Annotated in this window: 14 protein-coding genes and 1 tRNA gene; 7 read left to right on the forward strand and 8 right to left on the reverse strand. The window is 44.1% G+C overall.

What is annotated here, in order from left to right; translation table 11 throughout:
* Nucleotides 1-35: 35 nt before the first annotated feature.
* The 4 genes from GJQ68_RS20095 to GJQ68_RS20110 all read right to left on the reverse strand — a co-directional run bounded on the left by GJQ68_RS20095 (nt 36) and on the right by GJQ68_RS20110 (nt 2,278).
* Entirely contained in the window at nt 36-452 is a 417-nt protein-coding gene (locus GJQ68_RS20095) for a cytochrome c maturation protein CcmE domain-containing protein (RefSeq protein ID WP_162419064.1), read from the reverse strand.
* Between the two features lie 3 nt (nt 453-455).
* Nucleotides 456-698, reverse strand: a complete 243-nt coding sequence (locus GJQ68_RS20100) for a CcmD family protein (RefSeq protein WP_162419065.1) — start codon at nt 696-698, stop codon at nt 456-458.
* A gap of 1 nt (nt 699) precedes the next feature.
* Entirely contained in the window at nt 700-1,374 is a 675-nt protein-coding gene (ccsA, locus tag GJQ68_RS20105) for a cytochrome c biogenesis protein CcsA (protein ID WP_162419066.1), read from the reverse strand.
* Nucleotides 1,375-1,612: 238 nt separating this feature from the next.
* Entirely contained in the window at nt 1,613-2,278 is a 666-nt protein-coding gene (locus tag GJQ68_RS20110) for a heme exporter protein CcmB (RefSeq protein WP_162419067.1), read from the reverse strand.
* A gap of 170 nt (nt 2,279-2,448) precedes the next feature.
* On the opposite strand from GJQ68_RS20110, the gene GJQ68_RS20115 reads away from it, so the two are divergent.
* Nucleotides 2,449-3,495 (forward strand): dihydrodipicolinate synthase family protein, encoded by a 1,047-nt coding sequence (locus GJQ68_RS20115; RefSeq protein WP_235941817.1) that lies wholly within the window; start codon nt 2,449-2,451, stop codon nt 3,493-3,495.
* 34 nt (nt 3,496-3,529) lie between these two features.
* Here GJQ68_RS20115 and serS read toward each other — a convergent pair whose 3' ends face one another.
* The gene (gene serS, locus GJQ68_RS20120) at nt 3,530-4,807 is read right to left on the reverse strand and encodes a serine--tRNA ligase (protein WP_162419068.1); all 1,278 of its coding nucleotides are present in this window, start codon (nt 4,805-4,807) and stop codon (nt 3,530-3,532) included.
* Between the two features lie 158 nt (nt 4,808-4,965).
* On the opposite strand from serS, the gene GJQ68_RS20125 reads away from it, so the two are divergent.
* The 5 genes from GJQ68_RS20125 to GJQ68_RS20145 all read left to right on the forward strand — a co-directional run bounded on the left by GJQ68_RS20125 (nt 4,966) and on the right by GJQ68_RS20145 (nt 9,725).
* On the forward strand, nt 4,966-5,841 hold the full coding sequence (locus tag GJQ68_RS20125; RefSeq protein ID WP_162419069.1) for a PIG-L deacetylase family protein: 876 nt from the start codon (nt 4,966-4,968) through the stop codon (nt 5,839-5,841).
* A 222-nt stretch (nt 5,842-6,063) separates the two neighbouring features.
* Entirely contained in the window at nt 6,064-6,822 is a 759-nt protein-coding gene (locus GJQ68_RS20130; RefSeq protein ID WP_162419070.1) for an SDR family NAD(P)-dependent oxidoreductase, read from the forward strand.
* A gap of 22 nt (nt 6,823-6,844) precedes the next feature.
* On the forward strand, nt 6,845-7,699 hold the full coding sequence (locus tag GJQ68_RS20135) for a fumarylacetoacetate hydrolase family protein (protein WP_162419071.1): 855 nt from the start codon (nt 6,845-6,847) through the stop codon (nt 7,697-7,699).
* 409 nt (nt 7,700-8,108) lie between these two features.
* Complete coding sequence (locus GJQ68_RS20140; RefSeq protein WP_162419072.1) at nt 8,109-9,275, forward strand: sialidase family protein; 1,167 nt, start codon at nt 8,109-8,111, stop codon at nt 9,273-9,275.
* A gap of 99 nt (nt 9,276-9,374) precedes the next feature.
* The gene (locus tag GJQ68_RS20145) at nt 9,375-9,725 is read left to right on the forward strand and encodes a hypothetical protein (RefSeq protein WP_202927983.1); all 351 of its coding nucleotides are present in this window, start codon (nt 9,375-9,377) and stop codon (nt 9,723-9,725) included.
* Between the two features lie 65 nt (nt 9,726-9,790).
* On the opposite strand, the gene GJQ68_RS20150 is transcribed toward GJQ68_RS20145, so the two are convergent.
* Entirely contained in the window at nt 9,791-12,142 is a 2,352-nt protein-coding gene (locus tag GJQ68_RS20150; RefSeq protein WP_162419073.1) for a mechanosensitive ion channel family protein, read from the reverse strand.
* A gap of 433 nt (nt 12,143-12,575) precedes the next feature.
* On the opposite strand from GJQ68_RS20150, the gene GJQ68_RS20155 reads away from it, so the two are divergent.
* A complete protein-coding gene (locus GJQ68_RS20155; protein ID WP_162419074.1) occupies nt 12,576-14,057 on the forward strand; it encodes a Do family serine endopeptidase in 1,482 nt (493 codons plus the stop codon).
* Between the two features lie 130 nt (nt 14,058-14,187).
* Here GJQ68_RS20155 and GJQ68_RS20160 read toward each other — a convergent pair.
* Nucleotides 14,188-14,247, reverse strand: a tRNA-Val gene (locus GJQ68_RS20160).
* A gap of 111 nt (nt 14,248-14,358) precedes the next feature.
* Entirely contained in the window at nt 14,359-14,496 is a 138-nt protein-coding gene (locus tag GJQ68_RS23715) for a GIY-YIG nuclease family protein (RefSeq protein ID WP_394351331.1), read from the reverse strand.
* Nucleotides 14,497-14,555 lie beyond the last annotated feature (59 nt).

The following is a 14,555-nucleotide window of genomic DNA, read 5'->3' on the forward strand; positions in this document are numbered from 1 at the left end:
TTACTGTAATTTAAAGTGTGTTACTTCCTGATGCTTCAGGATGAAGCAGTCTTGACATCAGTCTCCTGATATTTGGAAGGGCATTTCATAAGGATCTTGTCTGCAACAAACATTTCTTCGGTTTTGTATGTACCGATCACCACCACCTGCTCAGATCGAATGAAATCTGCCGGAACGGGTTCATTGTAATATACCTGCTGCTCCATACCGTCATTGTCCACCATTACGAATGTGAAAGATGTTTTATCTTGTCCCACTTCTATGCCTACTACTTCGCCTTCGGAATCTTTCTTCAACTGACCCACCACGTGAATGGCTTCTGTATTGCCATTGATAGCCATTGATTTGGCTGTGGAAAAGCTTTCATAGGTGCTCGCATCGCCAATAGAGGTGATAATGATGATGATGGCCACGCCAATGATTCCCAGGCCGATAATATGTCCTCTTTTCATGATCTAATCGTTAAATTTTTTCTCCAGTCCGCTGATTCTACGATCGGTCTGTATGACATAAACCAGAATACCACCCAAAACAATTCCAATAATGGTCACTAAAACGTAGATTTTTCCTTCCGATCGCATGCCGTCAGCCATTTGCACGGTGGAATTTTGATAATCTTCTGCCGTAATGTCAATTTTATCCTGTGCTGTGCCGGTAAAACTAATCAATAAAAGGAGAATGAAAATGTATTTTTTCATGTTATTGGTTAATCAATTTGTCTTCTAATTTTCTTTCCAAACGCCTGTAACGGACCCGGATCGTACTGATCCAGGTGCCCAAAAGGGTCCAGCCGATGATGGCAGGATAAAATACCGTACGGAGATTGCTATCCATGTCGTATGCATTGAATCCCGGGTTTCCGCCGTTCCCGGGGTGCAGGCTGTCCGTCAACCTCGGTAAGATAAAAATAAGGGGAATGAATGCTGCAAAAGCAAAAATACTATAAACGGCACTTATTCTAGCCCGCTGATACACATCTGTCAATGAGTTTCGTAAAACCAGATAAGCAAAATACATCAGCAAGCCTATTGCCGATGCATTGAGCTTGGGATCATTCGTCCAGTAATCTCCCCAGGTAAATTTAGCCCAAATCATTCCGGTGCTAATTCCCACCACGCCGAAAAGGATGGCCGTGTTGGTGAATTCGACGGACATGTCATCATGAACTAAATCACCTGAACGAAGGTGCAGAATCCCATAATATACGGCAACAATCAACATTAACAGCATGCCAAACCACATGGTTACGTGGAAAAACAAGGCTCGGATGGTTTCATTTAAAATCGGCAACCGGGGCACATCGATTAACAAACCTGCAATTATCGTATAGGCTAACAGCACAATGGCCAGGATTTTCCACCAATAAGTTTTCATTTACAGTTATTTTTAGAGATCACTCCTTTCCAATTCCTCAGGAGCAACTAAACTCCCCTCTCCGGCCGGAAATGAAATTTCAGATTGGGAAATTAAGCCCGGAGAAAGGTAGAAATCTTTCCGTCAATTCAGTGGCAAAAATAAGTGTTTCTAAGTGATTTATTTACAATTGTCGGGTTTATTTGCTCACCGGTCGAGAGCAGGTAAAAAGCAGGTATTACCGGCGGCTAATGGTGTCTCAACTCCGCCAAAGGTAGGGGAAGAGAATATAGGAACTGACGGCTACGATGGCATTAATGGCCAATAGTGTTACTATTTTTTCGACATTAATTTCCCTATCCAAACCATCGATCGCATTTTTTGAAACCTGGATGGCCATGAGCAGAATGGGGATCAAAACGGGAAAACTCAAAATAGCCATCAAGGTGCCGTTGTTGCTGGTTTTGGAAGCAATGGCCGAAACCATGGTCAGGGAAGCCGAAAAACCCAGCGCTCCAAGAAATAAGTTGAGCAGAAAAAGAGGTTGGTCAGCCACCGGATTTCCAAACACCACTCCAAAAACCAGGTAACCCAGTAAGGCCAACACTAGGGTAAGCAGGGTGTTGTAAATGGTCTTGGAAAGGATGATCGCTTCCGGAGAGGCAATCATATAGTAATACAGTTGCCTGCCCTGATGCTCTTGCACAAAACTTTTAGCCACCGCATTTACAGAAGAAAACAAAATAATGATCCAGTAAAGGGCATTCCATACAGGTACTCCCAGATTCCCCTTACCGGCACCCATGCTGAGGTAGGTGATAAAAACAGCACTTATTACATATAGAAGAATACCGTTGATGGCATACTTTTGTCGCCACTCCAGGACTGCTTCTTTTCTGACTAATAGGACGATTTCCTTCCACATACTGCGGCAAATATAGGCAGAGGGATATTATTGTCAGCGATAATAGGGTTATTTTGTATGGGGATTAGCCTAAATCAACGGAAGGCGGGTAACTATAATAGGGATTCTCATTTAGTGAGATAACCGAAATCTGGAGAAATTGTATAAGCATACCAAATTTTATTGTTTTTATGGATAATAAAATAGCCAATGAGATCGAGCTGAAGCAAAGAAGAGACTTCATGAAGAAAATGGTATTGGGAACGGCTGCCAGCATGATGCCCGTTTATGGTTTGCAAGCCTGGGACAAAATGAAGGAATCAATGGGAGAAAAATCCTTTGTACCGGTAATGTTGACACCTTACAATAAGGACAAATCGGTGGATTATAAAGGGTTGGAATCCCTGACAGATCATTACCTGGCAGCCGGTGCCAGGGGTTTGTTTGCCAACTGTCTCAGCAGCCAAATGTACGACCTGAGTCCCGAAGAACGACTGAAGGTAACGAAAACGGTAGTCAATCGGGTCAACGGGCGCTTTCCGGTGGTCGCTACGGGTTCCTTTGGAAAAGATGCTTCCGAGAAGGCGACGTTTTCCAAAAAATTGGCGGATACTGGAGTGGATGCAGTCATTTTGATTACTTCTCATTTTGCAGCATCTGAGGAATCGGATAAAACCATGATCCGCAACCTGGAAGCTTACCTGAACCAAACCAATTCCCTGGCTTTGGGGACCTACGAGTGTCCCAGCCCCTACAAGCGGATTTTGTCCCTGGAAGTGCTGGATTTTCTTTTGGGTACCGGGCGGCTGGTTTACCACAAAGACACCACAGAAGACATCGAACATATCCGTAAAAAGCTTCGCCTGTCTGAGGGGTCTGACCTTGGTCTTTACAATGCCCATATGGGAAGCGCCGTCGCCTCACTGCGCGCAGGAGGAGCAGGGTTATCCCCAATTGCCGGCAATTATTACCCGGAAGTAATTGCCTGGATTTGTCAACATGCCGAAGATCCTGCCAAAAAAGCGGAAGTGGATTGGCTTCAGGATAAGTTGACCGAAATGGAGTCCAGAATCACAGTCAATTACCAGTTATCGTCCCGCTACTACCTGAATAAATCCGGTTTGGACCTCGAAATTACAAGCAGAAGGTCAAACGCATCGCTGAGTAGGGATGAGCAGGACCAAATTGATCAGGGACACCGTGAAGTTCAGGAATGGAAAGAACGGCTGGGGATTTGATGCCCTAAATTTGCAGGAATATTAAAACTTTGAATTAGGAAATCCACTCAAATCCCAGGTAAGGAACCAGGACCTCAGGCATTTTTATTCCCTTTTCGCTCTGATTATTTTCGAGTAAAGCAGCAACTATCCGGGGTAATGCCAGGGCACTCCCATTAAGCGTATGGGCCAACACGGTTTTCCGGTCGTGATTTTTGAAACGTAGTTTTAACCGGTTGGATTGATAAGTTTCAAAGTTACTCACCGAACTTACCTCCAGCCACCGTTCCTGGGCGGCGGAGAAAACTTCCATGTCGTAGGTCAGGGCAGAAGTAAATCCCATATCTCCTCCGCAAAGCCGCAGAACCCGGTAGGGAAGCTCCAGTTTTTGCAAAAGCTGCTGCACGTGAAGGCTCATTTCTTCCAGGGTTGGGTAAGATTGTTCAGGATGCGTTATTTGGACGATCTCGACTTTGTCAAATTGGTGAAGCCGGTTAAGCCCTCGCACATGTGCGCCCCAATTACCAGCTTCTCTTCTGAAACAAGGGGTAAATCCCGCATTTTTTTTCGGTAGATCAGCTTCTGCCAGCACCTCATTACGATACATATTGGTGATTGGAACCTCTGCGGTGGGAATCAGGTAGAGTCCATCTTCGGCGGCCAGGTACATTTGGCCTTCCTTGTCCGGCAACTGCCCCGTGGCGTATCCGCTTTCCTCATTAATCATAATAGGGGGCTGGACCTCATGGTACCCCGCTTTTTCCGCTTCATCTAGGAAAAAGTTTACAAGGGCCCGCTGTAATTTAGCTCCTTTTCCTTTGTAAACCGGAAACCCGGCTCCTGTGATTTTAACACCCAGTTCGAAATCAACAATATCGTACTTTTTTATCAAGTCCCAGTGGGGGAATTTATGTGCGGGGTTTAATTCGGGGATTTGCCCGTTTTCTAGTACGACTTCATTGTCTTCAGCAGATTTCCCTGCCGGCACCGATTCGTGCGGTATATTGGGTATGGAGTAGAGTAATTGCGTCAGGGAGTTTTCGCAGCTACTGTATTGCTCCTCTAACGCTTTGACTTGGGATTTTTTCGCAGCCGTTTGTTCTTTAAGGCCCTCGGCTTCCTCCTTTTTCCCACTTTTCATCAATTGCCCGATTTGTTTTGCCAGGGCATTGGATTCGGCCTGTAGGGAGTCTCTTTCTACCTGTGTTTGCTTCCTTTTATCATCCAGATCCAGCACCTGCCGAAGCAGGGTTTCCGGATTTGGAACGTTTCTTTTTGCTAAACCCTGGCAGGCACGCTCGAAATTTTCTCTTATCTCATTTACCTGAAGCATAGGTTGGGGGCTTTTTCAGTTCAAAATTTAGCTTGCAAAGATAAGGAATAAGTTTCGGGCAATCGGTATTTTATGGATAATTTGGAATCCCTGATTGGCAAAATTGTGCGAATTGACTATCTTCAAACTTTATCTTTTACCAACCCTTAATTTAGTATATGAAAGCCAAGGTTTTTGCCGTTTTATTTTGTTTTATTTCCGTTTATTCGGTACTGGCCCAGCAGGACCCCTTACGGATTATCATGATTGGTGCGCATCCGGATGATTGTGATATAAAAGGTGGAGGAACCGCCTCCTTATATGTAGCCATGGGCCATAAGGTGAAATTTGTTTCGGTGACCAACGGGGATGCGGGGCACATGGAAGAGGGAGGAGGAATGCTGGCCAAAAGACGTATTGCCGAAACCCAGGAAGTAGCCAGAAGGATGGGGGTGGAGTACGATGTGCTTGACAATCACGATGGAGAATTGTTGCCCACGCTGGAAATCCGCCTTCAGATAATCCGGAAAATCCGCGAATGGAACGCTGACGTGGTCATTGCGCCCCGTCCCAACGATTACCATCCCGATCACCGATATACCGGGGTGCTGGTGCAGGATGCTGCTTACATGGTTGGGGTACCTAATGTGGCCCCGGATACGCCGCCATTAAATAAAAACCCAGTCTTTCTGTATTTTCAAGACCATTTTCAAAAACCCAATCCCTTTGAGCCACACGTGGCTGTGGACATCACTCCTGTAATCGATAAAAAAATCAACGGCATGGATGCTCACGAATCTCAGTTTTACGAGTGGTTGCCCTGGATTGGTGGCTATGCAGATGAAGTTCCGGAAGGGAAAGAGGAACGAAAGGAATGGTTAAAAGGGAAACGATTTGGCAGCATTAACCCCGCCGTAAGGAAAAGCCTCGAAAAATGGTATGGAGCAGGTAGGGCTGAGGAGGTTCAATATGCAGAAGCCTTTGAAGTTTGTGAGTACGGCTCCCAACCTTCAAAGGAAGATTTGAAAAGGCTTTTTCCCATGCTTGGAAAATGAGTTTTTTGGTGCAATCAGCTAATGAGTAGCCGAATCGATTTACTCTAAATGTTGTAAATTTAATGAAATCGACCCTGACGAGAATGCCAATCGGAGGGAATTTAATAAAGGACCTGCCTGCCGGTAGGTAGGTGCGACATCATCCCAAATCAGTTTCGGGACAGGCTATCCCGACCTTCGGTAGGGGATAAGTTGTGACCAATCAAAGAAAATTATAAACACATGAAGGGAAAGAATATTTTGGTAACTGGCGGTGCCAGTGGTATTGGACTAGCGATCGTCAAAAAATTTGCTGCTGCCGGAGGTAAGGTTTACCTACTGGATTTTAATGAAGAAAATGGTCAGATAGTAACCTCAAGGCTAAAGGAGGAAGGCTTTCGGGTTGAATTTAGAAAAATGAATGTCGCAGTCCGACAAGAAGTTCAGGAAGTGGTGGATGGGATCGAAGGGAACATTGATGTGCTGGTAAACAATGCAGGGGTCTCCCATATCGGCAACCTGGAAAGTACGGAGGAGGCGGACCTGGATCGACTGTATGCGGTTAATATAAAAGGAGTATTTCACTGTTCGAAAGCAGTGATTGGAAGAATGAAATCCCAGGGAGGAGGCGTTATTATCAACATGGCCTCGGTCTCGGCTACCATGGGAATTCCCGATCGATTTGCCTATTCTATGACGAAAGGGGCGGTGCTTAATATGACGCTGACCATAGCTCGGGATTACGTAAAGGATAACATTCGGTGCAATGCCATTTCTCCTGCCCGGATTCATACTCCCTTTGTAGACGATTACCTGGCAAAAACGTATCCGGGAAAAGAAAAGGAAATTTTTGATCAGCTGGCAGCCACGCAGCCGGTGGGAAGGATGGGAAGTCCGGAAGAGGTGGCCAACATGGCCTTTTTCCTGGCTTCGGATGAAGCAGCCTTTCTGACAGGCGCAGATTACCTGGTAGATGGTGGTTTTTGTAAATTAAAAATGTAACAACTATAAATAGAAGTAACCCATGAGATTAATTCGTTTTGGAAAAATAGGGAATGAAAAACCAGGTGTTGTCACTGACTCCGGGAAAATACTAGATTGTTCTGCCTATGGAGCCGACTGGACGGCGGCCTTTTTAGGTGAGGCAAGTCGTTTGGAAGATTTTAAAAAATGGTTGGCATCGAATAGCGACTCTTGTCCGGAGGTAGGTGCAGATGAAAGGTTAGGTTCGCCTGTCCCCTATCCATCTAAAATCATGTGCGTTGGGTTGAACTACTCCCTACATGCCAAAGAAAGTGGCATGGAAGTGCCCAAGCAACCGGTATTATTTATGAAGGCCACTTCGGCACTGTCGGGTCCTTTCGATCCCATTGTCATTCCAAAAAATTCGAAAGCTACTGATTGGGAGGTGGAATTGGCTATTGTTATCGGTAAAAAAGCAAGTTACGTATCGGAAGAAGAAGCCATGGACCATGTTTTCGGGTACGTGCTTCACAACGATGTCAGTGAAAGGGAGTTTCAGTTGCAGCATGGGGGGCAGTGGGTGAAAGGCAAGAGTTGTGATACCTTTGCTCCATTAGGGCCTTACCTGGTCACAAAGGACGAAATCAAGGATCCTCATCAGTTGCGGCTATGGCTGAAGGTAAACGGAGAAATGATGCAAGATAGTAGCACCTCTGATTTGGTATTTAATGTACCTCAATTGGTAAGTTATATCAGCCAATACATGAGTCTGCTACCGGGGGACATTATCAGTACCGGAACTCCCGCCGGAGTGGGAATGGGTTTAAAACCACCCAGATACCTCAAAGCCGGCGATGAAGTGGAGCTGGGTATTGAAGGGTTGGGTGTTTCCAGGCAGCGAGTGGAGGCATTGTAGGGAGAATTCCCGAAGACCAAATCATATAAAGAGAGAAGGTAATGTCATATTGCCTTCTCTTTTACATTTTATTCGTCGACGTTATCGAAATATACTTTTAAATGCACGCTCATTTTTTCCCTGAAACTCGAAGGAGTCCCTTCTTTTAGCTCATTCAATAAATCCCGATGTATGACGGCATTCTTAACTTCCGTTTTCCCAATGATTTGTCCGCTATGGACTAAGTTAAATATCGGGTGTAGCATTTTCTGAAAGCGTAACAGCGTTTGGTTGCCGGAAATTTCGTAGAGACCTTGAATTTGTATTTCTCGGGTTACATGGAAACAAAAAGATTGGGATTAACAGAAAAAATACCACTGGTACTGCGAAAAATAAGCTTAAAGGAATTTTATGATTAAATGATAAGGATATGGTAAAAGACAAATTTAATGGAGTCATCGGAATACTGGTTATCACAGCTCTGGTAGCCTATGGATGTGGAAGTAAGGAAGTGAAAGAGCAGACAGCTATGGAAAATAATACTGAAAAAGTGGATGATGGTATTCAGCGAAATCTGGTGCTCAATCCCGGAGATAATAATCCCCGAAACAGTGAAGGGGATTTTATTCAGCTAAATGACGGCCGCATTCTTTTTGTTTACTCCCATTACTATGGGGAGTCTTCCAGTGATCATGCCACGGCCTATTTGGCTGGAAGGTACTCTTCCGATCAGGGGGAAAGCTGGACAGATAAGGATGTGGAGATCCTTCCTAACGAAGGGGGAATGAACGTTATGTCTGTTTCCCTCCTTCGCTTACAAAATGGGGATATTGCCATGTTCTATTTAAGGAAAAATGATACGGATGACTGTATCCCCATGATGCGGATTTCCAAGGATGAAACCCAAACCTGGTCAGAGGCCATACCCTGTATTACAGATAAGGAAGGTTATTTTGTGTTGAACAATGACCGGGTCATTCAACTGGAGGACGGCCGGTTAATGCTTTCTGTGGCCAGGCATGCTGGTCCGGACATGGAGTGGAGTGGTAAAGGGGATATATTCTCCTATTACTCGGATGATAATGGCCAAACCTGGCAAAGCAGTGAAGAAGTGCCCAATCCAGAGGATATTGTTCTTCAGGAGCCCGGCTTGGTGGCGTTGGAGGATGGATCCATTTTAATGTTTATCCGTTCCAATGCAGGGGTACAATGCTATTCTTATTCCCAGGATAGGGGCGAAACCTGGTCTGAGGTAGAAAAAAGTACCTTAGTGTCTCCAGTATCCCCGGCCACTATTGAAAGAATTCCGAGTACCGGAGACCTATTGGCCGTATGGAACAATAATTTATCCGATGACCCGGAAATATCCAAGCTCAGAACGCCTTTAAATGCGGCCATTTCAAAAGACGAGGGAAAAACCTGGGAAATGACCAAAACCCTGGAAGATGACCCTGACGGTTGGTATTGTTATATTGCCATGGATTTTGTTGGAGAGGATGTTTTGCTGGGGTACTGTGCCGGGAACCGTCCTGCTGGAACCGGCCTATCTGTAACCAATGTCAGCAAAGTGGACATGGATTGGCTCTATGATGAGTAGGCTTCTTTTAGAAATATCGCTTTTGAATTAATCAAATAACGCGAGAATGTCAATAAACACCTAACCTGTTTAAATTTGACTAATTGACTGATACCATACATGTTAAACCTGTTTCCTACTACTACCATAAAAGGCTCAAAACCGGGACCCAATAGGTTTATCTTTGACCTTTTTCAAAAGCTGCTCGGAATGATAGGCGGTAGCCTTGCCGGGGTCTTTGTGCTGGCCATTTTTAGCCAAAAAGCTAATGCCACGGGGGTGATTATCGGTACCATTTCCGGAGCGGTGATTACCTTTTCCATAAGCAGATATACCGATGTAAACGGCTATTTGTATGGCGCTATCGGCGTTCTAAGTTGTGTGCTTATTGGCTATGTCTTCAGCCTTTTTTTTCCGAAAGGGACCGGCCAACCTGATGGGTTCACTTTTAAATCCATTGTTAAAAAATGATAATTCAAAAAGACAAAAGCAGGAGCTGAAAAGAGAGGCTAAATAGCAGCTGCTTTATTCATCCATTACTCCTCCCTTTTATTATGGGGAGGCTTTTTTTGGAGCTGTTCCGTTTTAATATGCAAATCCCGCTGGGGAAAAGGGATTTCTATTTTTTCGGATGCAAAAGCCTGGTAGATCTCACGAAGAACTTGATTTTTTACCTGTAGCCATTGATCAAAATTGGCCACCCAAAACAATATCCGGAATTCGACAGCACTGTCGCCAAAATTATGGACGAAAATATTTGATTTAGGGAAAGAAAGAATTCCGTCTTGATCAAGAATTTTATCAATGACTTTATGAACCTTTTCTAGATCCGTACCATAGGCCACTCCTATCATTAGTTCTATACGCTTGCTTTTGTTGGATAAGGTCCAATTTACGAGATGCTGTGAAAGGAGATCTCCGTTTGGAATTATGACTTCAGAACCATCATAGGCCTGAAGGGTACTGGACCGTATTCCTACCTCCTTCACTACTCCAGACCGGTTTCCCACCTCAATGGCATCCCCTACTTGGATGGGGCGCTCAAAGGCAAGGATGATTCCTGAGACAAGGTTGTTGACAATGGTTTGTAGCCCAAATCCTATTCCTACACTAAGAGCTCCCAATACAATGGCTAGCTTATCCAGGGATAAACCGGAAGCAGCTATTGCCAGGAAAAAACCAATAGTAAGAATGGCAAGCCGAATAAGCAATATGGAGGACCCCAGGCGTTTATCCCGTTGCTCCAGGTTTTGATTGTCACGAATGGATGCGAAATAGGCAATGTTTTTTGCGAGCACAGAAGATACCCAAATCAACAGAAAGAAGGTTAAGATACTCCCATAAGTAAAACTCGTGTTACCAAATGTTCTGTCTTTCTGCAGGAAGGTAATCAACTGATCCCCCAGGGTTTGGTTAAGAGATATATTTACCAACAGTAAATAAAGCCACATCAGCAGGGCTAGAAAGGAGAAAATCTTCTTTAAGCGACTGTAAATGGCTTGGTAGTTAAGGAAATTGGCGTAGTCTTTTTGGTTTTCCTTACTTAATTCCGATTGCAGGTAAATTCCTTCCATAACCACCAGGACAAATACATAAAGGGATATGCCCTGCATGGTGCTGAGAGTGGAAGCAACCCCCAAAATTTTCCCCAGGCTGAATCTTCCTACGATATGAAACGCAATGGACATGAGTTGCATGGCAAGAAAAAAATAGATCAGGTAGGGTAAATTAATTGGAAACAGATGCTGTTTTTCTTTAATCAGTTTCAAAAGCTGAATCCCCATAACGATACCCACCATAGAGAAGCCCAGCAAGTACCATTTTTCCTGGTGGGCCAATTGGGTAATAAGATTACTAGACCCGAATACCAAAAAGGAGCCCACCATTACCGACCACAGGACCATGGAAGAGCGATCGAGGACTATACGAATAAGAAAAGTAGTCACCAAAACGCTTCCAAACAAAAAGCTTAGGATCAATAAATATGGGGGGAAACTAAACAGGTACGGGCCAACCGTCAAAAGGATAAGGGCTGTTCCCAAGAAGGGTGAATACCTCAGGTATTTGCTGCGTTGTAGGATAAGGCTGGAAAAATCCTTGGTTTGACTGATTTTTTCAATCATCGTTCGGATCCAGAAGTAAATAAGTAAAAAGGCAGCTATCAAAAAAATAAGCCAACCATACTTGGTTTCCAGGTAGTGTTTCAATATTACCCGGTTGAGAATCAAGGTTTCCTGAATAACCTCCGAAAATGGTTTTTTAGAAGTAGTGGCATGAGCCTGCCAGAGGTATGGACTGTCTCTTTTCAAAAGATCACGCCTGAATTCTGCTTGTCGCAAGCGCACCGACTCCAGCAGCTCGTCCAATTGGATTTTTATTCCGGAAAGTTGCGTCTGAATCCGAAGCCCTGCAAAACGCTTTACCCGATACAGGCTGTCTACGTTTTGGAATCTTTTCTCTAGTGCTTCCTTTTGCTGTAAATAGCCCTGCAAAGGTTGCGGTTCTTCCTTGCCTTTATCTTCATGTAGAACTTGGTTAATGCTGCTTAGTTTTTCTTCCGCATCAATTAAGTCGGTAGATCTTTTATTGATGGCTTCTTGCCATTTGTTTACTTGTTGGTTATACCCAATAATCAGGTTTTCCAATTCATTTAAAAACCGTAAATTCACCGTGCTTTGCTCCGTCAGAGATTGTTCGCGAATCCGATTGAGCACCATTTCTATGACAGGAAGCTCTTCCTGAAGGAAGGAGGTATCCTGAGCTTGTCGCAGCCTTGCCTGAGTTTCTTGCAAAATGTTCAGGAATTTTTGGTTCTGCTGTATGCGTTGCCCCATACTCAACGGTTCTTTTGCCAGTGAGTCAGCCAGATTGACAGTGTCATTTTTCACTTGCGGGACTAGATCAAGAAGCTGACTACCGCTTTGAGAAAAGGCGGAAACCGAACTTATTATACAAAAGAGGCCATAAAAAAGACTGTAGTACACCGTACCCACTTTTTTTAAAGTAGTCGTGAAGATCGAGGTATGCCTGCTCATTTGATGAATTGAAGGTTGAGCATAAAGGAAACGGATGAATTTTAATTAAATTTAATAGAAAAATATCGGATCAGGAGATTTAATTTAATATGTTTTTTGTTTATAGGGGAGTTGCGATTGAATGGCTTTAACGAGTTGTGTTTTATTGGTAGTAAAAGCCTAAGAGAAGAATGTTTGTTAATTGCTGTTAAAATCCTTCGATTTTAGTGTAGTGGCATTGTTTTGGCAACAACTTATTGCACGAAAAGACGTGTATAATTGAGGTAATTTAAAAGAAAGGTATACAATGAATAGAAAACAGTTTTTCCTAGGAATGATCCTGGCGTCCCTGATTGGTGGTATGGTAGCCATATTGGGGGTCAGTTTGTTACAAAACAACCAGGACTCATCCACCAATTTCACAGAAAAACAAGACACAAGTTTAGTTAATTGGTTGGCAGACGATCGATTTGTGATTCCGGAAGGAATCAACTTTGTGGCTTCTGCAGAGCAGGTAACCCCGGCGGTTGTCCATGTACGAAGTACGGTTACCATGGGAAATAGAGAAAGTGGAGTGGATCCCCTGGAAGAATTCTTCGGGTTTCGGTCCCCCCGGGGAGAAGCGCCTCCGAGACAAGGAAGAAGTTCCGGGTCTGGAGCCATCATCTCTAAAGATGGTTACATTGTGACCAACAACCACGTGATAGATAATGCTTCCAAAGTAGATGTCACTCTCCAAGACAACAGGCGTTTTACCGCAAGAGTGGTTGGGACGGATCCAACGACTGATTTGGCATTGTTAAAGATCGACGCAAATAACTTGCCTTTTATTCCATTTGGTGACTCGGATCAGGCAAAGATTGGGCAATGGGTGTTGGCAGTAGGAAACCCTTATGAGCTTAATTCGACGGTTACTGCCGGCATTATCAGTGCCAAGTCCAGAAATATTGGGATTCTCCGAGACGAGAGTGGCCTGCAGGTAGAATCATTCATTCAAACCGATGCAGCAGTGAATCCAGGAAATTCTGGAGGACCCTTGGTGAATTTGAATGGCGAAATCGTGGGCATCAATACAGCCATTGCCTCCCGGACGGGTGGTTTTAGTGGTTATTCCTTTGCAGTTCCAAGTGCGATTGCCAAGAAAGTGATGGATGATTTGCTAGAGTTTGGAACGGTACAGAGAGGATTGTTGGGAGTAGTCATCATGGATGTTAGCGCCGATTTGGAGGAATTCATCGGTGAAGAGGTATCTGTGAATAGAGGAGTATATATAAGAGAAGTCAACGAAGGCAGTGGGGGTGAAGAAGCCGGGTTGCAAAAGGGCGATATTATTATCGGCGTAGATGGTTTTGATACCTACACTACTTCTGCCCTGCAGGAACGGGTGGCCAGAAAACGTCCGGGTGACGAGGTGGAAGTAACCTTTCTGAGAGATGGGGAGGAAATGACTACCAAGGCCACCTTGAAAAATATATCTGGTGACACGAAAGTGGTCATTAAAGAATTACCCAAAACAACTGAGTTTGAAGGAGTGATTTTTGAAGATTTGAATGCTAATGTTAAAGAACGACTTGAGCTGGAAGGAGGGGCATCTATTTCAGTGATTGATAATGATACCTGGCGGGAAGCCGGAGTCAATGAAGGATTTATCATTACCAAAATTGGCCGAACCAAAATTATGAGTGGTGCAGACGTGCTGGAAGCACTCAAAAACTACAAAGGAGAAGAAGTAACTATATTGGGCGTATATCCCAATGGTCAACGGTCCTACTATGATTTGGACTTATAATTTTTGATCCAATAAATATTAAAAAGGCTGTTCTAAAATTTGAACAGCCTTTTTTTTGACTTACGGAAACAGGATGAAAAAGTAACAAAGCATAACAAAAAAGCCTCACTTATAGATTCAGAATGTAAGTTGAGGGATTCGAACCCCCGACCCTTCCGATGGTAATCGGAATGCTCTGAACCAACTAGCCGGATTTTTGGATCAGTTCCTGTATTTTAATTCTGCTTTTCCACTTTTTGACTTGAGTTTCCCTGGCGAAGGCCACTTCTTTAGTATCAAATTCCTCGGTATACACCAGCTTTCAATCCGGAACGGTTCCGGTAAACCCTTTATGGTTGGAGTTCTGTTTTCGAATGCGCTCGGCTAAATCGTCACAGGAAGCTCCAATATAAAACCGGTCTTTAATTTCGGAGTAAAGTATGTAAAAATGGCAATGCATAAACAAAAAAGGCCCTGATTAAGGGCCAAAGTAGTGGGAGTTGAGGGATTCGAACCCCC

It is taken from the genome of Cyclobacterium roseum (assembly GCF_010119225.1).
Taxonomy (GTDB): Bacteria; Bacteroidota; Bacteroidia; order Cytophagales; family Cyclobacteriaceae; genus Cyclobacterium; species Cyclobacterium roseum.

What these genes read in the sequence shown, in the direction of transcription:
- GJQ68_RS20135 (WP_162419071.1), top strand. Translation starts at nt 6,845, where the DNA reads ATGAGATTAATTCGTTTTGGAAAAATAGGGAATGAAAAACCAGGTGTT.
- GJQ68_RS20125 (WP_162419069.1), top strand. Translation starts at nt 4,966, where the DNA reads ATGAAAGCCAAGGTTTTTGCCGTTTTATTTTGTTTTATTTCCGTTTAT.
- GJQ68_RS20155 (WP_162419074.1), top strand. Translation starts at nt 12,576, where the DNA reads ATGAATAGAAAACAGTTTTTCCTAGGAATGATCCTGGCGTCCCTGATT.
- GJQ68_RS20115 (WP_235941817.1), top strand. Translation starts at nt 2,449, where the DNA reads ATGGATAATAAAATAGCCAATGAGATCGAGCTGAAGCAAAGAAGAGAC.
- GJQ68_RS23715 (WP_394351331.1), bottom strand. Translation starts at nt 14,496, where the DNA reads ATGCATTGCCATTTTTACATACTTTACTCCGAAATTAAAGACCGGTTT.
- GJQ68_RS20145 (WP_202927983.1), top strand. Translation starts at nt 9,375, where the DNA reads ATGTTAAACCTGTTTCCTACTACTACCATAAAAGGCTCAAAACCGGGA.
- GJQ68_RS20110 (WP_162419067.1), bottom strand. Translation starts at nt 2,278, where the DNA reads ATGTGGAAGGAAATCGTCCTATTAGTCAGAAAAGAAGCAGTCCTGGAG.
- serS (WP_162419068.1), bottom strand. Translation starts at nt 4,807, where the DNA reads ATGCTTCAGGTAAATGAGATAAGAGAAAATTTCGAGCGTGCCTGCCAG.
- GJQ68_RS20095 (WP_162419064.1), bottom strand. Translation starts at nt 452, where the DNA reads ATGAAAAGAGGACATATTATCGGCCTGGGAATCATTGGCGTGGCCATC.
- GJQ68_RS20130 (WP_162419070.1), top strand. Translation starts at nt 6,064, where the DNA reads ATGAAGGGAAAGAATATTTTGGTAACTGGCGGTGCCAGTGGTATTGGA.
- GJQ68_RS20100 (WP_162419065.1), bottom strand. Translation starts at nt 698, where the DNA reads ATGAAAAAATACATTTTCATTCTCCTTTTATTGATTAGTTTTACCGGC.
- GJQ68_RS20140 (WP_162419072.1), top strand. Translation starts at nt 8,109, where the DNA reads ATGGTAAAAGACAAATTTAATGGAGTCATCGGAATACTGGTTATCACA.
- ccsA (WP_162419066.1), bottom strand. Translation starts at nt 1,374, where the DNA reads ATGAAAACTTATTGGTGGAAAATCCTGGCCATTGTGCTGTTAGCCTAT.